The organism is Pseudomonas sp. Van50, assembly GCF_055390755.1.
This window is the reverse complement of record NZ_AP024343.1, coordinates 3814603-3837226: the sequence shown is the minus strand read 5'-3', so window position 1 is coordinate 3837226 and position 22624 is coordinate 3814603. Positions and strand designations below refer to the sequence as shown.

The 22624-nt window shown below is 61.3% G+C and carries 17 protein-coding genes; 4 read left to right on the top strand and 13 right to left on the bottom strand.

Annotated features, from left to right (window positions below):
* The 6 genes from glgA to ACZ5M5_RS16140 form a co-directional block, all read right to left on the bottom strand.
* The gene (gene glgA, locus ACZ5M5_RS16165) at nucleotides 1-1572 is read right to left on the bottom strand and encodes a glycogen synthase GlgA (RefSeq protein WP_464737611.1); all 1572 of its coding nucleotides are present in this window, start codon (nucleotides 1570-1572) and stop codon (nucleotides 1-3) included.
* A gap of 637 nt (nucleotides 1573-2209) precedes the next feature.
* Nucleotides 2210-3172, bottom strand: a complete 963-nt coding sequence (locus ACZ5M5_RS16160) for a D-2-hydroxyacid dehydrogenase family protein (protein WP_464737610.1) — start codon at nucleotides 3170-3172, stop codon at nucleotides 2210-2212.
* Nucleotides 3173-3183: 11 nt separating this feature from the next.
* Nucleotides 3184-4215, bottom strand: a complete 1032-nt coding sequence (locus ACZ5M5_RS16155; RefSeq protein WP_207282180.1) for an alpha/beta fold hydrolase — start codon at nucleotides 4213-4215, stop codon at nucleotides 3184-3186.
* 85 nt (nucleotides 4216-4300) lie between these two features.
* The gene (locus ACZ5M5_RS16150) at nucleotides 4301-4735 is read right to left on the bottom strand and encodes a YqaA family protein (protein WP_060742241.1); all 435 of its coding nucleotides are present in this window, start codon (nucleotides 4733-4735) and stop codon (nucleotides 4301-4303) included.
* On the bottom strand, nucleotides 4735-5181 hold the full coding sequence (locus ACZ5M5_RS16145; protein ID WP_464737609.1) for a DUF411 domain-containing protein: 447 nt from the start codon (nucleotides 5179-5181) through the stop codon (nucleotides 4735-4737). Before ACZ5M5_RS16145 ends, ACZ5M5_RS16150 begins: the two co-directional genes overlap by 1 nt.
* Before the next feature lie 271 nt (nucleotides 5182-5452).
* Complete coding sequence (locus ACZ5M5_RS16140) at nucleotides 5453-7447, bottom strand: methyl-accepting chemotaxis protein (protein ID WP_060742243.1); 1995 nt, start codon at nucleotides 7445-7447, stop codon at nucleotides 5453-5455.
* Between the two features lie 238 nt (nucleotides 7448-7685).
* Here ACZ5M5_RS16140 and ACZ5M5_RS16135 point away from each other — a divergent pair, with 238 nt between their 5' ends.
* Nucleotides 7686-7874 carry a hypothetical protein gene (locus tag ACZ5M5_RS16135; protein ID WP_042731964.1) on the top strand — a complete coding sequence of 63 codons (189 nt, stop codon included), beginning with the start codon at nucleotides 7686-7688 and terminating at the stop codon, nucleotides 7872-7874.
* Between the two features lie 9 nt (nucleotides 7875-7883).
* Here the strand turns inward: ACZ5M5_RS16135 and ACZ5M5_RS16130 are convergent, their stop codons facing one another.
* Nucleotides 7884-8264: a hypothetical protein gene (locus tag ACZ5M5_RS16130; protein ID WP_060742244.1), complete on the bottom strand. Its 381-nt coding sequence runs from the start codon at nucleotides 8262-8264 to the stop codon at nucleotides 7884-7886.
* 295 nt (nucleotides 8265-8559) lie between these two features.
* On the opposite strand from ACZ5M5_RS16130, the gene pvdQ reads away from it, so the two are divergent.
* Entirely contained in the window at nucleotides 8560-10908 is a 2349-nt protein-coding gene (pvdQ, locus tag ACZ5M5_RS16125) for a bifunctional acylase PvdQ (RefSeq protein ID WP_464737608.1), read from the top strand.
* 181 nt (nucleotides 10909-11089) lie between these two features.
* Here the strand turns inward: pvdQ and ACZ5M5_RS16120 are convergent, their stop codons facing one another.
* From ACZ5M5_RS16120 to ACZ5M5_RS16110, 3 genes are all read right to left on the bottom strand, one after another.
* Entirely contained in the window at nucleotides 11090-12088 is a 999-nt protein-coding gene (locus ACZ5M5_RS16120; protein ID WP_103311133.1) for a FecR family protein, read from the bottom strand.
* A 167-nt stretch (nucleotides 12089-12255) separates the two neighbouring features.
* A complete protein-coding gene (locus ACZ5M5_RS16115) occupies nucleotides 12256-16740 on the bottom strand; it encodes a dermonecrotic toxin domain-containing protein (protein ID WP_464737607.1) in 4485 nt (1494 codons plus the stop codon).
* A complete protein-coding gene (locus ACZ5M5_RS16110) occupies nucleotides 16671-17084 on the bottom strand; it encodes a hypothetical protein (RefSeq protein WP_464737606.1) in 414 nt (137 codons plus the stop codon). Before ACZ5M5_RS16110 ends, ACZ5M5_RS16115 begins: the two co-directional genes overlap by 70 nt.
* A gap of 210 nt (nucleotides 17085-17294) precedes the next feature.
* On the opposite strand from ACZ5M5_RS16110, the gene ACZ5M5_RS16105 reads away from it, so the two are divergent.
* On the top strand, nucleotides 17295-18326 hold the full coding sequence (locus tag ACZ5M5_RS16105) for an Ldh family oxidoreductase (RefSeq protein WP_060742248.1): 1032 nt from the start codon (nucleotides 17295-17297) through the stop codon (nucleotides 18324-18326).
* 90 nt (nucleotides 18327-18416) lie between these two features.
* The gene (locus tag ACZ5M5_RS16100; protein WP_003202123.1) at nucleotides 18417-19130 is read left to right on the top strand and encodes a GntR family transcriptional regulator; all 714 of its coding nucleotides are present in this window, start codon (nucleotides 18417-18419) and stop codon (nucleotides 19128-19130) included.
* 402 nt (nucleotides 19131-19532) lie between these two features.
* Here ACZ5M5_RS16100 and ACZ5M5_RS16095 read toward each other — a convergent pair whose 3' ends face one another.
* From ACZ5M5_RS16095 to ACZ5M5_RS16085, 3 genes are all read right to left on the bottom strand, one after another.
* Nucleotides 19533-20483 carry a PDR/VanB family oxidoreductase gene (locus ACZ5M5_RS16095; protein WP_464737605.1) on the bottom strand — a complete coding sequence of 317 codons (951 nt, stop codon included), beginning with the start codon at nucleotides 20481-20483 and terminating at the stop codon, nucleotides 19533-19535.
* Entirely contained in the window at nucleotides 20480-21565 is a 1086-nt protein-coding gene (locus ACZ5M5_RS16090; protein WP_060742250.1) for an aromatic ring-hydroxylating oxygenase subunit alpha, read from the bottom strand. Before ACZ5M5_RS16090 ends, ACZ5M5_RS16095 begins: the two co-directional genes overlap by 4 nt.
* Before the next feature lie 138 nt (nucleotides 21566-21703).
* Entirely contained in the window at nucleotides 21704-22609 is a 906-nt protein-coding gene (locus ACZ5M5_RS16085) for a LysR substrate-binding domain-containing protein (RefSeq protein WP_060743205.1), read from the bottom strand.
* Nucleotides 22610-22624 lie beyond the last annotated feature (15 nt).

The following is a 22624-nucleotide window of genomic DNA, read 5'->3' as shown; positions in this document are numbered from 1 at the left end:
TCATTGTCTGGCCGATTTTCCCAGTGACTTCGCCACCAGTTGTTCGTAGAGTTCGGCGTAGGGTTCCACGGCCTGGCACCAGTTGAACGGTGCCGACATGGCCCGGCAGCGCATGGCGTTGAGCAGGTCGGGGAACTCGAAGACCTTGAAGGCCCGGCTCAAGGCCTGCTGGTAGCTCTCCACGGTGGACTCATCGAACAGGAAACCGGTGACGCCATCTTCGATGGTGTCCGCCAGGCCTCCGGTATTGCGCGCCACCGGCAGCGAGCCGAAACGTTGGGCGTACATCTGGCTCAAGCCGCAGGGCTCGTAGCGCGAGGGCATCAGCAGGAAATCGCTGCCGGCGAACATCCGCCGCGCATCGGTTTCGTTGAAGCCGATACGCACGCCGATGCGGCCGGGGAAGCGCAGTGCCAGTTCGCGCATGGCCTGTTCTTCCTCCGGTTCGCCGCGGCCGATGATGGCGATCTGGCCGCCAGATTCGACGATGAACTCGGCGACCGCTTCGGTCAGGTCCAGGCCTTTCTGGTAGACCAGGCGCGACACCACGGCGAACAGCGGGCCAGGGGAGTCGTCGAGGCCAAACAGTTCACGCACATGGCTGGCGTTGACGGCCTTGCCTTCCCAGTCGCCCATGGCGAACTGACGGAACAGGTGGGTGTCGGTGGCCGAGTCCCAGCTTTCATCGATGCCGTTGGGGATGCCGCTGAGCAAGCCTTGTTGGGTCTTGGCAGCCAGGAAACCGTCGAGTCCGCAACCAAACGCCGGGGTGGTGATCTCCTGGGCGTAGGTGGCGCTGACTGTGGTGATGTGGCTGGAGTAGGCCATCCCGGCCTTGAGGAACGACAGTTTGCCGTAGAACTCCATGCCTTCCTGTTGCAGGGCGTGCTCGGGGATGCCCAGTTCCGGGCAGGATGCCAGGCTGACCACGCCCTGGTACGCCAGGTTGTGGATGGTGAACAGGGTCGGGGTGCGTTGCCCGCGCCAGTGCATGTAGGCCGGCGCCAGTCCTGCTGGCCAGTCGTGGGCGTGGACCAGGTCCGGGCACCAGTGGATCTGTGCCAGGTTGGCGGCGATGTCGGCGGCGGCCAGGCCCAGGCGGGCGAAGCGAATGTGGTTGTCCGGCCAGTCGCGACCGTTGTTGGCACCGTAGGGAGAACCTTCGCGGGCAAACAGTTCCGGGCAGATGAGTACGTAGATCACCAGGCCGTCGGCCATGTCCATGCGCCCGATCTTGCAGGGCGGCAGTGCTGCGTGGCCGCCCAGTTCGCCGACGATGTGGATCGGATTGCCGCTGTTCATCACTTGCGGATAGCCAGGGATCAGCACCCGGACATCATGCAGCCCGGCCATGGCCCGGGGCAGTGCCGAGGACACATCGCCCAGGCCGCCGGTCTTGACCAGGTCGGCGATTTCCGAGGTGACGAACAAGACTTTCTTGCGATTGGGATTCTGTCGAACGACGGGGAGCAGTGCCTTGCCGCCGGTGACCAGCACCGGAGCCGTCGGCGATTCGGCCGCCGGCGGTAATTGAGAACGGACTTGTTGTGGTTCCAAGGCAGCACTGATCATAAATATCTCCCATTTTCTCGATCTGTTTCCGGCAAGCGCCAGAGCTGTTGTTTCATTGGCCAAATCCTGCGGCCAGGCGCACAAGCGCTACGCAAGGAAAGCGACGGCTACCCAAACGCGGCGAAGCGAATCAGCTGAAGGAGCTGTTGCAATGACCAGTGCAAGGACTGCACCAGTCGCTGTTGCCCTACCTCTAACCTGACCTGTCGCCGTTGCGAAAAGTTTCGACTTTTTTTCGTCTGGATGACCGGTCGGTTTTCCCCCCGGTTAGGCAGTCTAGGTCATATCCTAGAGCGGTGCGCCTCGGTTCGTCGCATTGTCCGACAATCACGTTTTTTAGCGGCAATGTCTTACACGACGAAGGGGAATACGCACCGACGAAGTGCAGTTTCCTGCAAAGAAAAAAGTGTAGGGGGAGGGCGTTGGTTCATTGGCGTGCGCGATGGAATGGCGCGATGCACCATTGGAGGGCGGGTGGGATAGAGGCGTTTTGATGGCTAATAGCATCCTTGGAAGCACGCTGTTTCCTGTGGGAGCGAGCTCGTGATAGAGGTGTGTCAGGCACAAACCTGCAACTGATCCTCCGCTATCGCGAGCAAGCTCGCTCCCACAGAAAAAGTGGGGATGCTCCTCCGGTTCAGCCCGGCGGCGTCAGCAACCGAATCGGCTGGCCCGCCGCCCAGGCCAGCAGGTCTTCGATCATCAGGGAATAGAACTGCTGGTAATTCTGTCGGCTGACATAACCCACATGAGGCGTGGCCAGCACGTTCTCCAGGGTGCGGAATGGATGGGCCTGAGGCAAGGGCTCCTGGGCGAAGACGTCCAGGGCGGCACCGGCCAGGCGCCGGTGCTGGAGGGCGTCGATCAGGGCGGCTTCATCGACGATCGGCCCGCGGGAGGTGTTGACCAGCAGCGCCTCGGGTTTCATCCAGCCCAGCGCCTGGGCATCCACCAGGCCGCGGGTGCGTTCGCCGAGCACCAGGTGGACCGAGAGAATGTCGGCCTGTTCGAACAACGCCTGCTTGCTGACGTAGGTCACGCCCACTTCGGCGGCCCGTTCGGCGCTGAGGTTTTGGCTCCAGGCGATGACCCGCATGCCGAACACCTGGCCGAACTGCGCCACCCGTGTACCGATGCTGCCCAGGCCGAGGATCGCCAGCGTCTTGCCGTGCAGGTCGCCGCCCAGGCCTTGTTGCCACAGACCGGCGCGCAAGGCATTGGCTTCCTGCACCAGGTTGCGGGCCAGGGCCATGATCAACGCCCAGGTCAGTTCGGGCGCGGCGTGCTTGTAGCTGTCGGTGCCGCACACCTGGATGCCCAGCTCGGCGGCGGCCTTCAGGTCCAGGGCGGCATTGCGCATGCCGCCGGTGAGCAGCAGCTTGAGATTGGGCAGGCGGCGCAGCAGGCCTTCGTCGAACACGGTGCGTTCACGCATCACGCAGATCACCTCGAAGCGCTGCAAGCGTTCGGCGAGGGTGTCGCGGTCGGCGGGATAGTCGTGGAGAAAGGTCACTTGGCCGACGCCGTCGAGCACCGACCAGTCCACCACACCGCGTGCCACATCTTGCCAATCGTCTATGACTGCTATTTGCACCGCCATGGAACACCTCGTCAGGGAATAGGTTTGTCCAGCCAGCCCAGCAGGGCCTTGTGGAACCGATCCGGCTCTTCCATCTGCGGGGCATGCCCCAGATTGGGGAACTCCACCAGGGTCGAGCGGGGAATCAGCCCGGCGGTCTGCTTGCCCAATACCTCGTAGTGGCCCAGTCTGGCCTTTACCGCCGGCGGCGCGATGTCGCTGCCGATGGCGGTGGTGTCGGAGGTACCGATCAACAACAGGGTGGGTACGGTCAGGTCCTTGAACTCGTAATACACCGGCTGGGTGAAGATCATGTCGTAGATCAGCGCCGAGTTCCACGCCACTTGTGTATGCCCCGGGCCCTTGTTCAAGCCGGCGAGCATGTCCACCCAGCGGTCGAACTCAGGTTTCCAGCGGCCGGCGTAATAGGTCGTGCGCTCGTAATTGCGAATGCCCTCGGCGGTGACTTTCAGCTCACGGGCGTACCATTGGTCCACGGTGCGGTAGGGCACGCCCAAGGCTTTCCAGTCTTCCAGGCCAATGGGATTGACCATCGCCAGGCGCTCGACCTGATCGGGGAACTGCAAGGCGTAACGGGTGGCGAGCATGCCGCCGGTGGAATGGCCGAGAACGATGGCTTTCTGTACACCGAGGGCCTTGAGCAAGGCCTGGGTGTTGGTCGCCAGTTGCTGGAAGCTGTACTGGTAATGCTCGGGTTTGCTCGAGGTGCAGAAACCGACCTGGTCCGCGGCGATGACCCGGTAGCCGGCTTCGCTCAGCACCTTGATCGAATCGCCCCAGGTGGCGGCGCAGAAATTCTTGCCGTGCATCAGCACCACGGTGCGGCCATTGACCTTGCCTTGGGCCGGCACGTCCATATAGCCCATCTGCAACGATTGGCCCTGGGACTGGAAGGCGAAGTGCTTGAGGGTATAGGGGTATTCGAAGCCCTCCAACTGGGCGCCGTAGGCCGGGCCTTCCGGCGGGCTGGCGGCCTGGGCGAGCAGGGGCAGGGCGGCGCTGAGCAAGAGGCTGGGTAACCAGCGCGTGGGGGTTCGGGACATGGTCAATCTCCTTGTGGCCGCGGCCGATCCTGGCGCGACCCGATTATGGCGACATTAACCACAGGCAACCGAACGGCCCGAATGTTCAACCCATCCAGCCCAGCGTGGCCAGGGCGAGGACGCCATAGCGCAAACCTTTGGCAACGGTCACGATCAGCAGGAAGCGGCGCCATGGCTCGCCCATTACCCCGGCCACCAGGGTCAACGGATCGCCGATGATCGGCAACCAACTGAGCAGCAGCGACCAGCGGCCGAAGCGCTGGTAATGCACGCGAGCCTTGTCCAGGTGAGTCGGGCTGACCGGAAACCAGCGCCGGTCCTTGAAGTGTTCCAGGCGCGTGCCCAGCCACCAGTTCACCAGCGAACCCAGGACGTTGCCGAGCGTGGCGACCCCCAGCAACAGCCAGATAACGTGGCGCTCGCTGAGCAACAGGCCGACCAGCAAGGCCTCCGATTGCAGCGGCAACAAGGTCGCCGCGCCAAATGCCGCCAGGAACAAGCCGATATAGGCTTGGCCCATCAGTGGGCCGGGTAATCCGCCACTACGGTTTGGGTCCCGTCTTTTTTCAGGCCGATCACTTGATAAGCGTCGCTCATGCCGTCCATTTCCATGCCGGGCGAGCCCATGGGCATGCCCGGTGCGGCCACACCGAGCAAGTCATCGCGCTTGCTCAGTGCCAGCACCTGGTCGGCCGGGACGTGGCCCTCGACGAATTTGCCGTTGATTTCGGCGGTGTGGCAGGAGCGCAGGTTTGGCGCCACGCCGAGGCGTTGCTTGACCGAACTCATGTCGGCTTCGACATGGTCGTTGACCTGGAAGCCGTTTTCTTGCAAATGCGAGATCCACTTTTTGCAGCAGCCGCAATTGGCGTCACGGTGCACATCGATGGTGACCGGTTCGGCGGCCTGGGCCAGGGTGGTCATGAACAGGGCGCTCAAGGCGAGCAGGTGCAGGGGATTGGCCATGAAGGAGGTCTCGTGTCGAACGGTTTGGCGCAAGGATAACAGAGTAGCGAGCACGAGCTGACAGGGGGCTGAGGCGGGGATTACAGAATTGTCAGGTTGAGAGGGCGAATACAGTCCTGTGGGAGCGAGGCTTTGTGGGGGAAATGCTCTGTGGGAGCAAGGCTTGCCCGCGATAGCAGCGCCTCGGTAGCAATTTGACCCCGAGTCGCCTGCATCGCGAGCAAGCTCAACTCCCACAGAAACTCAACTCCCACAGGGGGAGGGTGAGGTTTTAGCGAACCTTGAACCGCCCCATGATCGCATTCACCCGTGTGTTGGCGTCCAGCAGTTGCCGGGTGTTGGTTTCGCTGGCCAGGCCACTTTCCACCAGTTCCTCCACCATGTGGCGGATTTGCACCATGCTGCGATTGATCTCCTCGGTCACCGCGCTTTGTTGCTCGGCGGCCGTGGCGATCTGGGTGCTCAGGCTGTTGATCTGGCTGACCGAGCCGGCCATTTCGTCCAGGCCCGAGTTGACGCGCGAGGTCGCGTCGGCGGCCGACTGGCAGCTGGCCTGGGTGTTTTCCATGGCCGAGACCGACGAACTCACGCCTTGGGTCAGGCGGGTCAGCATTTCGTTGATTTCCGAGGTGCTGGCCTGGGTGCGGGCGGCGAGGGCGCGGACTTCGTCGGCCACCACGGCAAAACCACGGCCTTGCTCGCCAGCCCGGGCGGCTTCAATGGCGGCGTTGAGCGCCAGCAGGTTGGTTTGCCCGGCGATGGCGCCGATCACACCCAGGATCTCGGTGATGCGCTGAGCGTCCTGTTGCATGCTCTCGACCTTGCGGGTGGCGCTGGCCACTTCATCGATCAAGGCCACCACACTGTTGGAGGCCTCACCGACCACCACGCGGGAGCGATCGGCATGCTCGTTGGCGCGTTGAGTGAACGCCGCAGTCTCGGCCGCGTTTTGCGCGACGCTTTCAGCCGTGGAGCTCATCTGGGTGATGGCGGTCACGGTCTGGTCGGTTTCCGAGGCGTGGCGCATCAGGATTTCGCTGGTGTGGGCCGAGGTCCGCTGCAGATCGCCCAGGCTCGACGCCATGGCACCAGTGGCCTGGGTGACTTCACCGATCATATCTTGCAGGTAAGCGATGAAGCGGTTGACCGAGTGACCGATCGCTCCCAATTCATCCTCGGCCCGGATGGTGATGCGTCGGGTCAGGTCGGCATCGCCGGTGGACAGGGCGTCGATGTTGCCTTTGAGGACTTTCATGCGATTGGTTAATTGGCGGATCGCGTACAGCTGCATCAAGACCAGCAGGATCACCATCGGGATCTGCAGCAGGCTCAGCGTGCTCAGTACATCATCGCGCTGGGCCGTGATCAGGCGAGTCGGCAATGCGGTGGCAAGGAACCACGGCGAACCTTCGATAGGGCGCATGAAGAAGGTACTGGCCTCGCCCTTGTTGTCGAACTCCACACGTTGCAGCGGCTGATCGCGCTTGGCCAGGCCCGCCTTGACCTGGGCGGCGAATGGCGAGGTGGCCGCCAGTTCACTGATGTTCTTCAGCACGATCGGACCGCTGATGCGCGAACTGTTGCTGATGATCTTGCCGTCGCCTTCGACGATCAGCATCTCGGCGCTCAGGTCGGCTTCCTTGCGTGCCACCAGCTCATTGAAGAAGCCCAGGGTCACATCAATGGTGGAAACGCCGTAAGGCACGCCGTTTTTCTGGATGGCCATGGCGCAGTTGGTGCGTGGTTCGGCACTGGCGTCGTCTTTATAGGCCGCGGCCCAGGCGCATTTGCCCGGTGGGGTAGCCATGCCGCCCTTGTGCCAGGGTTGTTCGTAATAGTTGGGCGCGGCGTCACTGTTCCAGAAGGTATTGACCACCAGTTTGCCGGACGCATCGCGGTGCCAGAACGTGCTGAATTTACTGCGTCCCTCGGCCCGCTGGTTGGGCAAGGGCCAGATCCCGCCGCCGAAGACTTTCAGCTCGCCGTACTGGTCCACCAGCCCCGGCAACACTTTGTCGATGGCATCGCTGTCGAGCAGCGGGATGGTCTGGGTAATGCTGCGTTGCTGCGCCTGTACCTTGTTCAGTTCGCCCTGGATCTGCTCGGCAACCTCGGCGATGCGGTTAAGTGCCACTTGCTCTTCCGTCTGGCGCAGCTTGGGCGCGACCAGGTAACTGATGCCCACCACGGTCAGGAGGGACAACACCAGCATGAAAATAACCAGAAACAGGGTATAGCGAGCCTGGATCGTTCGGAGTGAGGGCATACGAGGAGTCCTTGCACGAAGGCGATTTTCTGGAACTGGCGAATGGGCAGTTCTGTATATATCGGCCTGGCGGGACGCAGCTTTAGGTGTCGGTAGCCAAGGAATAAAACGAGCGGATTGCACGAAGACGCGCCTTCGGCTGTACCATGGGGCCCCGTTGGTGAGTCGTCATTCCGGTAGATGAGGTATGGATCGGCAAGCCTTCGGATACAGAACGGATACATTCAGGAAATTGGCAATGACTCATTCGCAACGTTTGAAATACTCGATTCTGATCGTCCTCGTCGTCCTGGCAATCATGCTCGGGCTGTCCTGGATGCAGGGCAAGGGCATGATCAGCGAGCAGCTGTTTCAATACATCGCCATTGCCGTGGCGGTCATCGTGGTGGTGATCAACGGCGTGATGCGGCGCAAGGTCAAGCCCTGAGCGCCGCCTTCATTCCTCGGCCTCGAGCACGGCCATCGCGCTGGGGTGCAGGCGATAGCTTTTATCGGGGTTGAGGGTCACGACGCCCTCGCTGCACAGGCGCTTCAACACCTCGCGTACGCTGAGAAAGGACAACGGAATGTCCAGCCCCAGTAACTGGCTGTGCACACCACGCACGCCCAGGCAGCGGTTTTCGTGGGCGGCCTTGAGCAACGCGTCGATGACTTTGAGGCGAATCAGGCTGGTCCTCAGCCCGAAGCTCTTGAGCAGGCGCCTGATGTGGTCATTGCCGCCGCGCTCTGGCGGCCTCTCGAATTCACGGTGGGTGGCGCTCAGCGAGACGCCGGTCGGCCTTGGCTTGCCCTCCATGGGCAGTTGCGCGTTACGCATGCAGAAACTCCTTACCAGCCAGATCAGAAAAGGTCACGAATACTCTCCTGTTATAGGACGAACGAGGGCGCGCAATCATGAGGGTGGCGATGTGAAAAAATTGCCCCTGCTTCGTCAAACCCCCGTGTTCAAGCGGTATCCAGCCATTAATTTTTTTTCATCCGGTTCGTTTTCAAGGTAGGCACATTCCGGTTCAGCACACGGTGTGTGATTTCCCAGGCGGGCCGAGTGCTGTCTACTGGCGCACCGGTAGCCGTCCTGGTTTCTGCAGTTTTCATCAGGAGTGAACGTGAGAATGTCCGGGCAGTTATCGAGGGTTGGCCTTGCAGGTGCTTTTCTGGGGATCGCCCTCGGGCTCAGCCCCGTGGTCAGTGCACAGGACGATGGGCAACAGGCCAGTGCCGAGATCCGTCGCACCCGTTTTGGCGTGCCACATATCCGGGCTCAGGACGAGCGTGGGCTGGGTTATGGCATCGGGTATGCCTACGCCCAGGATAATTTGTGCCTGCTGGCCAATGAGATCGTCACGGTCAATGCCCAGCGCTCGCGTTATTTCGGGCCCGAGCAGGTCACGGTCGAGCAGCGGCAGAACCGCGTCAGCGATCTGTTTTTCAGCTGGCTCAACACGCCGCAAGCGGTCTCCGGTTTCTGGCAGGCCCAGCCGCCTCAAGTGCAACAACTGGTCGAAGGTTATGCGGCGGGCTACAACCGCGCGTTGGCCGAGCGCAAGGCCAAGGGCCTGCCCGAGCAATGCGCCAGCGATTGGGTGCGGCCGATCACCGCGCTGGACCTGGTCAAATTGACCCGTCGGTTGTTGGTGGAAGGCGGCGTCGGCCAGTTCGCCGAAGCCCTGGCTGGCGCACAACCGCCCCAGGCGACGGCACGCGCGGACGCCCCGGTCGCCGGTTTCGCCGCCGCCGCGACCCGGCAGCAGCGTTTTGCCCTGGAACGCGGCAGCAATGCCCTGGCCATTGGCAGCGAGCGCTCGTTCAACGGTCGCGGGATGCTGCTGGCGAATCCGCATTTTCCGTGGGTAGGCGGCATGCGTTTCTACCAGATGCACCTGACCATCCCCGGCAAGCTGGACGTCATGGGCGCGGCGCTGCCAGGCCTGCCGATGATCAACATCGGTTTCAGCCAGCACCTGGCCTGGACCCACACCGTCGACAGTTCCAAGCATTTCACACTGTACCGGCTGCAGCTCGACCCGAAAGATCCGACCCGCTACCTGCTCGATGGCAAATCCGTGCCGATGAGCCAGCAGACGGTCGCGGTGGACATCAGGCAGCCCGACGGCCAGGTGCAGACGGTTTCTCGCGTGGTCTATGGCTCGCAGTTCGGCCCGATCGTGCAATGGCCCGGCCGGTTGGACTGGGACAACCAGTTCGCCTACAGCCTGCGTGATGCGAACCTGGAAAACGATCGCGTGCTGGCCCAGTGGTACGCCATGAACAAGGCCGTCACCCTCAAGGATTTGCAGGACGCTGTCCATAAAATCCAGGGCATTCCCTGGGTCAATACCCTGGCGGTGGACGACCAGGGGCAAAGCCTCTACATGAACGTGTCGGTGGTGCCGAACGTCGACGCCGACAAGCTGGCCCGGTGCAGCGATCCCAGGGCCGGATTGCAGCTGATCGTGCTGGATGGCAGCCGCAGCGAATGTGCCTGGGGCAGCGATTCCAGCGCGGTGCAAAAGGGTATTTATGCCGCCGACAAGCTCCCGCAGCTGCTGCGCCGCGATTATGTGCAGAACTCCAACGATTCGGCCTGGATGGTCAACCCCGCTCAGCCGTTGTCCGGTTATTCCCCGGTGATCAGCCAGCAAGGCCAGCCGCTGGGCCTGCGGGCGCGTTTTGCGCTGGAGCGGGTGGGCCAGTTGGCCAAGGGTGGGCCGGTGAAGGTGGAGGATTTGCAGCGCATGGTCATGGACGATCAGGTTTACCTGGCTGACCAGGTGATGCCGGACCTGCTCGGCGTTTGCGCCGGAGACCTGGGGGGCGATGCTTCGGCATTGGCCGAGGCCTGTACCAGCCTCAAGGCCTGGGATCGCAAGGCTGGCTTGAACAGCGGTCTGGGGTTCGTGTACTTCCAGCAGATCATGGAACGGCTGCAGGCGGTGCCGGATTCATGGCGTGTTGCGTTCGATCCCAAAGACCCGCAACGCACCCCGCGCGGCCTGGCGATCGAGCGACCGCCGGTGTTCAAGGCTGTGCGCGAGGCCATGCTGGCTTCGGTGGAGGCGGTGAAGGTTGCGGGGTTGTCGAAGGACAGCCTGTGGCAAGACGTCCAGGTGGCCAGCAGCGGCAGCCGACAGACGCCGATCCACGGCGGCCCCGGGGAGTTGGGCATCTATAACGCGATCCAGAGCGTGCCGGGAGCGAACGGCAAGCGGGAGGTGGTCAGCGGTACCAGCTACCTGCAAGTGGTCACGTTCGACGGTAAAGGTCCGCAAGCCCAGGGGTTGTTGGCGTTTTCCATTTCCAGCGACCCCGCTTCACCGTACTCGGCCGACCAGACCCAGGCGTTTTCGCAGAAGCAGTGGAGTGTGCTGCCCTTCACCGAACAGCAGATCAAGGCCGATCCGTATTATCAGGCCGTGATTATCCGTGAGCGTGATGAGGCGGGCAGGGTGGCGACGCAGTAACCGCTGTTGTGCTTGCAGGCGTCATCGCGAGCAAGCTCGCTCCCACAGGGGGCGGCCCACACTTCCAATGTGGGAGCGAGCTTGCTCGCGATGAAGGCGGTACATCCCAGATCGAGTCAGGCTGATTCACCGCTATCGCGAGCAAGCTTTGCTCCCACAGGGAGACTTTCAGTTCTTTCAGTTATTGGACCGGCCGCTGCCCGATGGAATTGAGCACCGGGTTGCCGTCCTTGTTCTGGGTCAGGTAGACCGGCAGGACTTTGGGCAACGAAGCCACGAGGTTCTGTACTTCGCTGATGTTGTAGACACCGCCGACACGCAGGCCGCCGGTACTGTTGTCAGCGAGCATGACGGGACGCTCGAGGTAGCGGTTGATCAGTGGCAGCGCATCGCTCAGGGCGAGGTCATCCAGTACCAGCTTGCCGTTGCGCCACGCCAGCGAGCTGTCGTTCGGGGGCGTCTCGCGGACTTGGGGCTGATGATCGCCCGCCTTGTAGCTCGCCTGCATGCCCGGCGAAAGTTGCAGGCCGTTACGGGTCAGGGCCTGGTTGCTGGTGACCCTGACCGAGCCTTCCACCAGCGTGACCCACACCTGGTCCTGGTACATCCAGACGTTGAAGCGAGTACCGGTCACACGCACCTGGCCTTGGCCCGCGCGTACGACAAACGGATGCTGTTTGTCATGGCTGACGTCAAAAAACGCCTCGCCCTTTTCCAGGGTTACCCGGCGCTCGTTCTTGTAGTTGGCGAAGGTCAGCTCGCTGCCCAGGTTGAGTTCCACCTGGCTGCCGTCGCTCAGGGTGATATGGCGCACGCTCGTGCCGGCTTCGAACCGCTGATAGGAATTGGCGATCCAGTCCAGGTTCCAGCCGGTGTAGGCGGCCAGGGGCAGGCCGACGACGAACACCGCGGCAGCGACAGCCAACCGGCTCCAGCGCGACCGGGGCCTGGGCGCTGGAGTGGCGGCTGCGGCCTCGACACGCGGCAGATGATCGGCAACATCCCAGATTTCCAGCATGGCTTCGTATTCGAAAGCATGCAGGGGATCGGCATCGTGCCACTGCTTGAATGCCTGCCGTTCGGCATCGGTGCAGTCGACGGCATGCAGTCGCATGCACCAATGGGCTGCGGCATCGGTAATGGCGTCGTATTCGGCTTCCGAGAGGGTATGTTCGGTCATTGATTCGTCCTGGTTTGCCGCATTCTAACCTTCGGCATGAGCTGCCGAGAACTGCCGTCATGGCGTTTGCGCATCAATGAGCCTGTTTTTTTCGCTCAAACATCAGTCCTGGCCTACCGTCGCATACTTTGCGTGAAAAAAAGATCAACAACCCCCTCTTGTGCAACTCACGGCACGGCAAGTTGCCGGGAGGGACTCACGTCGAGTTGCCGTCCTAATTCACAAATCAATAGCGTGATCGAGTCGGCGTTGCGGAGTATGACGTCGATGCGCTTGCCCGGCAAAATCGGATCCAGAAAATCATCGCGGGCGATGTCCATGGTTTTGGCGCCAGTGATCTTCAGGATCTCCCGGGTTGTTTCTTTGTACAAAGGCAGTTGCTCAAACTTCTTGTAGGTGTTGTCTGCGCTGTCCCATTGCATGAACAGTTTGGATTTTGGGGTGGTCAACGAAAGTCCGTTGAGTTGCAGGTCATTTTGCTTGGCGTATTGCACTTGCCCTGGATAAGTCACTGTTGAAATCAGGTCGAGGAAGGGCAGTACCGCGTCCAGATAGATGATATCGAGGGTATCGAACAGCTGATGGGAGACTTCATGGATGAAGGTCGCTGCCTGGGCATGGGCGTCGACATTAAAGGTATCGGGGACGACGGCCCTGTACCAATCCAATTCCATGTCGAAGAAGAATTGTGTGAGATAGATTCTTCCAATGGCGGCCGGTTCGAGCACAAATGCAGTGGCTCTATCCTCCAGGTGTTTGAGGTGGCCGACAACGATGCGGTTCGCGTTTTGCAGTTCCCAGGTGGGATCGGCCAATGCCCGGCATATTGGCGATATCGCTGTCTCTAGTTTGCTTAGCAGACTGGCGTCGACGTTGCTGACACCAAAAAACAATTTAAGGTAGCTGTCCAGTCGGGAGCCCGGAAGAACCTGTTGTTTGAGTTGATGGAGGTTGTGGAGGGCGTTGAATGAGTAAAACCGCGCAGTCTCCAGCGCTTGCACGATTGCATTTGCCCGGTGCGGATATTTCCGGCGTATTTCCGTCATGCCTCGCGCTTCAATATTCAATGAACCTTTGGCTTTGAAGTCGCTATAGGTGATGGCCATCTTCGACCCGGCCTTGCCAAAGCGGATGGTATGGCGTTGTGGGTCGATTCCCCATGTCCGGCCATCCGGGGACTTTTTCAATAACGGTCCCTCGCCGTGTTCATGGATGATTCGCCAGGTTTGGTCGGCTTTTGCCACTTGAAAGACTTTGCCGGCCAAGGGGATATAAAGCTTGCCGTTTTCCATGGCCTTGTAAGTTCCATCAGCCAGGTTTTTTTGCAGGTTGGACAGGCTGACCCCCGTGGCTTCGAAGACGCCCAGGTCGGTACGCAGTTGGCCGGTGGACGCGATGTCCTTCCAGTTGAGTGTCGATGGGACAGTTGGCAAGGCGGGTTCAACGGGATCGAGCAGGCCGAATGTATCGTCGCGATTGAGCAGGCCCAGCGAGACCATCTCGGCGGCACCGGCGATGAAGTTGTGCAAGCCGGCTTTCCAGTCATGCGCTTGCAGGGCCTCGGAAGAAGCCTTGAAGTCCTGGTAACTGTCCCACAGCGTTTCTATGAACGTCAGTTTGCCTGGCAACTGTCTTCCCACTAACCGGATGCCCGAGCTGAACAGGTGCAGGACGGTACTCCAGTCGAATTGGCGCTTGTCCTGTGCCTGGGAACCCAGCAGCTCTGCCAGCAACCTCGTGTTGTCATCGAACAGCGTGTCGAGCAGGTTTGAGCGGATAGGGTTGGACCCCAGGGTCATCTCCGAAAGGCGCCCGAGTGTCGAAGCGAACAGGTTCTTGAAAATGGCTTGCTGGTCCTCGGGAAGTCGGTGGACCAGCAAATCCTGGAGCGCGCCGGGCGTGTTGAAGGCCGCGACCACACTCGCTTCGTCCTTGAATTCGGTAAAGCAATGACCTGAGTGATAAGGGGCATACAGGACAAGGGGGTTGGTTGCCTGGGCGCTCGAACCCACCAGGTAAAGCCCAAGGGCCTTGACCGCCGCCGCGCCGCCGGTCTTGATCAGTTCCACTGGGCGAAACACTGCGCTGGCGCCTTCGACCGCGCTACGGGCGATGGCGTCCGGCATGTCCAGTACCTGGCGAATCAGGTCGAATGCCTTGCTGGAGAGATGTTGCTGCAGGTGCCGGGCGTGAGCGTGTTGCAGCAGTTGCCAGGGGAGTTGTCGGCGGAACCGTCGCTTCCTTTGCAAGACCGGCGCGGCAGAGCCGGACAGCGTGTCCATGACCTGTGCTTTATAGGCGGTGGAAATATCCAATGACGATAATATTTGCCTGACCGCCATCTCGTTCAAGCCGTCAGGCAGTTTGTGCGTGGAGGTTGACGAAATCTTGAAGCCGTTTCGGGTCACATCGACATGATGCAAGGCAAAGTCGGTCAACGCGCTGGCCGGCCCCACGACGGCAAGGTTCGGTGTGATCTGGAGGGTGTCGGGGTCGAGGTTTTTTCCAGGGAAACGTGCGTCCAGTAACGCTTTGAGCTTTTTATGCACGTAGGTGCGCAATGGCTCGATACCGTCGAGATAGTCCTTGGCATCGGCATCGACCACGCTGTTCTTGTACTGTTCGAGCAGTTCGATATGCAGGCGTCGATCTTCCAGGGACGCCGTCCCGAGCCAGGCGGGCAGTGTCTGTTGTTGCCTGTTGGCTTGGGCGATGCCCACGGCGCGCTTCAGGTTGGTGGGCGCGCCTTTAGCCAGCAAGGCGTCGAGACTGTTGCGCAACGCCGATCCGCTGAGTTTCCAATCCCCGACCTTCAACGTGCTCAAGTAATTGCGCTCGCTCTTGAACTGTTCGATGAACGAATTCATCCGATTCACCAGCACATTGTCTTCCAGCAGTTCATAGGCTTGGAGTTGGTAGCGTCCGTGGGGCATGCGGTGAGCGGGCGCCAGGTTCGAGAGCCAGGCAAAGCGTTTGCGAGTGTCCAGCAGGTTTTTGTTCAGTTGCTCCGTGGCCAGGTCGACGCTCGCAAAAGCCTGTAGGCCGCCGGTGGGGGACCAAAGGATGGCCATGCCCGAGTAGGGGGTATCCAGGCCGCCGCGCTCGGTCATTAAAAAACAGTTGGGCAGGCGTAGGGAAATCACGCGCTCTTCAGTACGGCACGTCAGTTTCAACGAATAGACATCCGGTCGAAAGCCTCTGACGCCCAGGCGCTGGGTGCGGTCCGGGTAGTCGGCGTCGTAGGCGAAAACGTTCCTGATCAAGTCATGGGCGGCGGCCGGCAGCGTTGCGTCACGCTCCCTGAGTTCGGCCTCGGCGCGCAGGCCCAGTGAGAAGACGTTGGTCAGTTCAGGCAGCAGCTTGTCCAGCCCGCTGTGCAGCGAGGCCGTGTTGGCGGGCGGCAGCTTGATGAAGTGGGTGTGAAAAGCGTCTTCGACATCGGTGTAGCTCTTGATCTTCCTTTCCAGTTGGTCGGCCATGAAGTTGGACGGTCGCAGGTCTCCGTAAAACACCGGTCGTGTGCCCCAATGCCCATCGGTTTTCTGATCCAGCAGGCTTTTGTTGATCAAGGCGCGGATATCCAGCGTCTTGTCGATGAGTGAATGGAGGTTGACGTCGCCCTGGCGGGACATTTCCAACGCGTAGTGCAAGTTGTCCAGCTGTTTGGCAATGATCGCGTCAGCCAGGGATTCGGCCACTGGCAAGTTCACCGATTCGCCCGACACTTGCGGTTGGTTGAAGCGCAGAAAACGGTTGCGTTCTTCCAGGCTCAAGAGGTTGTAGAGCGCTTGCCCGGGCTCGACTGTGGCGGCGGGCTTGAGTAGCGCATCCTTGAAACCCAGGTAGTTGGCGACCTTCTGCAGGCCGTGGCTGGGGGTGTAGAGATAATGATCCTTGCCGCTGATCATCAACGAACCCGCCAGCTCGACAAAACGCGGTGCATATTCCCAGAGGCGAATCGTTTCGATGAACAGCAGTGGCTCTTCCCGGCGCGAAGGCCTGAACAGTCGAAGCAGCTCCTGGCTTTGGGCTTGGGTCAGTTGTCCTTTTTCGCGCTCGATCAGGATCGCCGCCCGCAGTGCGTCACGAATGACCCGGGCAAGAAAGTGGCGGCGCGACAGGTGGAAGGGGCTGTTCGCCTCCCAGTAGGCACTGATGCATTGGCTGAGCTTGGGGATCAGGTTCCTGGCCGTGGCCTTGATGATGTCTTCCCATTGTTGCGCCGTGTGCGCGCTCGTACCGGGGTGCGTCAGGTCGACGTCATGCCCGGCAGGCCAACCCTGATGGTGGAAGTACACCAGCACGGCGTCGCTCAGCGCAATGCTCTCAGTGACCGGAATTGCATGGGTATCGCCCAGCGGGACACCCTTGCGCAACGCCACGCGGGCCTGTCGTTGATCGAAGTTGGGAAGCCGCTCGTTCAATGCCTGGTCAAGCATCGAGGTCAGTGTGGGCAGTTTGATCAGCTCATCCACCATGGCCAGGGCATTGAGGCGCTGGGCGTATTCGATGGATTCGATCTGCGCCTTGAAAACGTCTTCGTTGATGATCTGGCTGGTTCGTGTGATGTCGGTCGTGCTGTTCAGTTCGCTGCGCTGGGAAATCGACAGGTAGCGAAACAGATCGTCGCGCCCCGCGGTGTCCTGCAGCATTTCATCGATCTTGTTTTCGAGGGCTTGCGGGTCGTTGAACTGGGTGATCCCCCGTCCGGCGTGTAAAGGAACGCAGACTTGTGGTCGGCTCCGTCGGTATCTGGCAGGGCCCTGAGGGTAAAGCAGCCGGCCAATGGAATCGGCGCCTTGTTCTCGGCCTGGAGCAGAATCGTTTCGGCGGACATCGGCGGTATCTGCGCCGCGCGTTGCGCATGGCTGGGCAGGGAGACATGGTGCAACCAGTCGAGATCGGCCTGGGTCAGCCCGTGGGGAGCGGTCAATTGGTCCAGGCGAGTGGCGTTCAATACCTCGGGAAATAGCAGTGGCGTGGTTTCAGTGGTCATCGTTGCTTCTCGATCAAGGCGCCGTGAAAGGGGCGCAAGCGCTCAGACTAGGCAGCGATGGATGGGCAAAGGTGGTACATAGTTATTGCACGCCGGGCTTCTTTGATCGGCAGTGGGGAAGGATTGACAGTGCGCGCCTGAAACAGTGTTTAATCACCGGGCGGGTCCTTTACGCTGTTGCTACCTCCAACAATCATTCCGGAGCTTCAGATGTCTGCGCCATCCGATCATGCCGCTTCTTGCACCCTGTCCTTCGATGCTCTGGTGAGCTTGCTGGAGAAAATTTTCCTGCGTCATGGCACGTCGACCGAAGTCGCCCGGTGCCTGGCTGAAAACTGCGCCGGGGCCGAGCGCGACGGTGCCCATAGCCATGGGGTGTTTCGCCTTCCCGGTTACGTCTCGACGCTGAACAGCGGCTGGGTCAACGGCAAGGCCGTGCCGGTAGTCGAAGACGTGGCGTCAGGGTTCGTCGCGGTGGATGCCGGGAATGGCTTTGCCCAGCCAGCCCTGGCTGCCGCGCGGCCACTGCTGGTGGAAAAGGCCCGCAGCGCCGGTATCGCCGTCCTGGCCATTCGCAACTCCCATCACTTTGCGGCGCTCTGGCCGGATGTCGAGCCGTTTGCCTACGAAGGCCTGGTGGCGTTGAGCGTGGTCAACAGCATGACCTGCGTGGTGCCCCATGGCGCGGACCGGCCACTGTTCGGCACCAATCCCATTGCCTTCGCCGCACCACGGGCCGACGGTGAGCCGATTGTCTTCGACCTGGCCACCAGCGCCATCGCCCACGGTGACGTACAGATTGCTGCGCGCAAGGGCGAGTTATTGCCGCCAGGCATGGGCGTGGACAGCCTTGGCCAACCGACCCGCGACCCCAAGGCGATTCTCGAAGGCGGAGCGCTCCTGCCGTTCGGCGGGCACAAGGGCTCGGCGCTGTCGATGATGGTCGAGTTGCTGGCGGCGGCCCTGACCGGGGGTAACTTTTCCTTCGAGTTCGACTGGAGCAATCATCCGGGCGCCAAGACGCCGTGGACTGGCCAGTTGTTGATCGTGATCGACCCCAGCAAGACCGCCGGGCAAGACTTCGCCGAGCGCAGCCGGGAACTGGTCAGGCAGATGCATGGCGTCGGGCTGCGGCGGTTGCCGGGAGATCGTCGTCATCGCGAGCGCAGCAAGGCCAATGAGCAGGGGATTAGCCTGGACGAGCAGACTTTGGCGCAGTTGCGGGAATTGGCGGGCATTTGAACCACCGGCTTTTATCAAGGCCTTGCACTGCCGTGACACGTTGCGCCAGGCCTTCTACTATGACGGCTTCTTTTCTCTGGAATCGCCTGGATGAGTAAGCCCGGCCAAACGGTGCTGGTTGCGCTGCGCAAGATGATCGCCTCGGGTGAGCTGGCCGCTGGCGAGCGCTTGATGGAAATTCCCACGGCTGAGTTGTTCGGCGTGTCGCGCATGCCGGTGCGCATGGCGTTTCGCACCCTGGAGCAGGAAGGGTTGCTGGTGCGCTTTGGCGGGCGAGGTTTTCAGGTGCGTTCGGTCAGTGCCGAGCAAATCGCCGGGGCTGTGGAGGTACGTGGTGTGCTGGAGGGCCTGGCGGCACGGCAGACGGCCGAGCATGGCTTGTCTGAAGAAGCGCGCGCGATACTCGAACAATGCCTGGTGCAGGGGGATGAACTGTTCGCCAAGGGTTATGTGACCGAGGATGACCTGGAGGTCTATCACGATCTCAACATGCGCTTTCATCAGGTGATCGTCGAAGGTAGCCACAACCCGGCGATCGCCGACGCCCTGGCTCGCAACGATCATCTGCCTTTCGCTTCAGTCACCGCCCTGGCGGTGGATCGCCAGAACATGGCCGGCGAGTTTCGCCGCTTCAACTATGCCCACATGCAACACCATTCGGTGTTCGACGCATTGATCAATCGCCAGAGCGGCCGTGCCGAGGCGATCATGCGCGAGCATGCCAATGCGACCCTGCGCTACGCCGAAGTGTTCGGCTCGACGCTGGCTGACGAGCGGATGACAGTGATTCTGCGTTCGGAGTAGCTCGCCCGGCAGAATTTCTCTTACCCAGATCCCTTGTGGGAGCGAGCTTGCTCGCGATAGTGGTGTGTCAGCCAACATCAATGCGGCTGACCTGACGCCATCGCGAGCAAGCTCGCTCCCACAGTTGTTTTGGGGTGGCCCCAGGATTCGCATACGCCACGGATCTCCTGTGGGAGCGAGCCTGCTCGCGATAGCGGTGTGTCAGCCAACATCAATGCGGCTGACCTGACGCCATCGCGAGCAGGCTCGCTCCCACAATGGTTTTGGGGTAGCCCCAGGATTCGCATACGCCACAGATCTCCTGTGGGAGCGAGCTTGCTCGCGATAGTGGTGGGTCAGTTTGCATCAATGCTGGCTGACAGTCTGCCATCGCGAGCAAGCTCGCTCCCACAGTATTCGGCGTCAGAGATCCAGCACCAGCAGCGGGGTCTTCGATCTGGAGCAACACGGTGTGAACTGGTCGTTGAGGGCCTGTTCAACCTCGGTCAGGAACATGTCCCGATGCTCCGGCACGCCTTCCAGCACGCGGGTCAGGCAGGTTCCGCACACGCCTTGTTCGCAGGAGATCGGGATCTCGATGCCATGGCTCTCCAGCACCTGCACCACACTGCGGTCCGCCGGCACTTCGAAGACCTGGCCAGTGCGGGCGAGCTTGACTGAAAAGCTGCCGTCGGCACGGGTGTCGGCAGGGGCGGCGGCGAAGTATTCGCGGTGCAGGCGGTCTTCCTGCCACCCCTGGCCCTTGGCGGTGTCGAGGATATGCTGCATGAAACCACCGGGCCCGCACACGTAGAGGTGCAGGTCGTTATCGGGTGCGGCCAGCACCCTGGCGGCGTCCAGCAGGGTTTCTGGCTCTTCATCGAAATGCAGAAACACCCGGTCAGCGTAAGGGGCCTGGCGCAGGCGCTCGACAAAGGCAGCACGGTCTTGGGATCGGGCGCAGTAATGCAGCTCGAACGCTGCACCGCTCTGGGCCAGGTGCTCGGCCATGCACAGGATCGGCGTAATGCCGATGCCTCCGGCAAACAGCAGGCTGCGCCGGGCGTGGGGCGCAAGGGCGAACAGGTTGCGTGGTTCGCTGATGCGCAAGCGCATGCCTGGCTGGATCAGCTCATGGAGGCTGCGCGAACCACCGCGGGACGCCGGGTCCTTGAGCACGCCAATAAGGTAGCGATGCCGTTCTTCGGGATGATTGCACAGCGAGTATTGGCGAATCAGCCCGTCGGGCAAGTGCACATCGATATGGGCGCCAGCGGTGAAGGCCGGTAATGGTTCACCGTCGACACGGGTCAGCTCGTAGCTGCAGATATCGAGGGCTTCGCGGTGTCGCGCCGTGACCTGGACTTCGATCATGGCCGTTGCTCCGCCAGTTGCGGCTGTTGGCTGCTGGCGATCAAGCCGGCTTGAGGTTCGCGCTCACGTGCGATCCAGCGTTCCAGCACCCGCCGGGACTGCACGCCCCCCGCATCGATGTTGAGCTTGAGCAAGTTGCGCTGCGGATGGTCCAGCAGGTTGCGCTGCTGGCGCTCGAGCATTTCCAGGTCTTCGCTGAAAATCTTGCCTTGGCCTTCGCGAATGGACGCGGTGAGGGCTTCATCCTGCGGCTGGAAGTGCCGGGCCATACCCCAGAAATACCAGATCGAGGTCTCGGTTTCCGGTGTGATGAAATCCACCACGATGCTCGACGCCTTGAACTGCGGCGCGGCGTGATAACCGCCGTTGCCGGCATGGGCCACGCCCACTTCGATCAGCACATGGCTGGGCGGGGTGAAGCGGCAGATCTGCCAGCGGTCCACCGGCACGTCATCGGCCAGGTTGTTGCCGCGCAGGGCCATGCGCCAGAACGGCGGGGCCATGATGTTTTCCATATGGCGGGCGGTGACCACTTCATCGCCTTCGACGGTGGTCACGGGCGGCGCCTCGTCGATTTCCTTCTGGCCGATGCTCGAGGCGTGGACGTAGGTTTCGTGGGTCAGGTCCATCAGGTTGTCGATCATCAGGCGATAGTCGCACTGGATGTGAAACAGGCCGCCACCGTAGGCCCATTCATCGCTTTCAGCCCATTCCAGATGATGGATCAGTGCCGGGTCGGCCAGCGCCTGGTCACCGGGCCAGACCCAGATGAAGCCATGTCGTTCCTGCACCGCGAAGGTCTTGTTGCAGGGAAATCCCCGTACCCGTTGCCCCGGCATTTCGACGGTCTTGCCATCAGCGCCCATCACCAAGCCGTGATAGCCGCACACCAGGTTGCCGTTTTCGACGTAGCCCAGGGAGAGCGGGGCGCCGCGATGGGGGCAGAAGTCTTCCACGGCTGCGACCTTGCCTTCATGGCCCCGGTAAAAAACCAACTTTTCACCGCAAATCTGCCGGCCCAAGGGTTTGTCGGCGATTTCATCGGGGGTGCAGGCAACGTACCAGGCGTTTTTGGGGTACATGACGGATCTCCAGGCGGATGTTGTTCTTGTCTGTGGATCCATTAACTCTCTTAACTAATTTCCTTGTCAACGGTTTTGCTGGATAAATGGATGATTGGCTTGTTCAGTGGATCCATTGATTGCCGGTTTACGAGCGCGTCAGAACCGGTAGGCCGCCGGCACCTGCGCCTCAATGAATCGCTGCATGTGCTCCAGGAAGCTGGCTTGCAGCCTGGAAACCGGCCCCTGGATGGGCAGGAGCATGCTGAAGTCCATCTCTATCGCCGGTTCGAAGGCCCGGAAGACGATGCCCTGGCCGCGGTACTCGACGGCACTGATGGCGTCCACCAACGCCACGCCCAAGCCTTGTTCGACGAATGCGCACATGGGCAGCGAGAGTTGGGTTTCCAGCCGCAGCTCTCGGTCCACGCCATGGGCGGCGAAGATCGCATCGATGTGTTGGCGCGAGGCAATCGACTGCGGGTAGGAAATGAACGGTTCGCCTTGCAAGTCTTCCGGGCGGATCGTCGCCTGGTCCTGCAAGCGATGGCCAGCGGGCAGGGCGCAGAGCATGCGCGTTGCCAGCAGTTTTTCGGCGCGGGGGCTTGGGTACGTGTTAGGCAATACGATCAGGCCCAGGTCGCAGCGCTGACCCACCACCAGGTCCACGACTTCCCGGGACGAATGCACCACCAGCGAGATCTGTACCTGATCGTGTTCGGCCATGAACGCGGCAATCGCCCGAGGTAGGAATGACAGGCCCATGGCCGGTGCACAGGCAATGTGCAGCGAACCGCGCTTGAGCGTGCGAATGTCCTGGGCGGTGCGCGCGATGCGTTCCACGCCCAGTAACGAACGTTGCACTTCCTGATACAGCGTCATGGCCTCGGCGGTGGGTTGCAACCGTCCCTTGACCCGGTCGAACAGGCTGAAACCGATGTCCTCCTCCAGGCTGGCGATCAGCCGGGTCGCCGCCGGTTGTGAGATGTGCAGCATTTCGGCGGCGCGGGTCACGGTCTGGCCCAGGATGACGGCGCGAAAGGCTTCCAACTGACGGAGATTCATGGTGCGGACCAACCC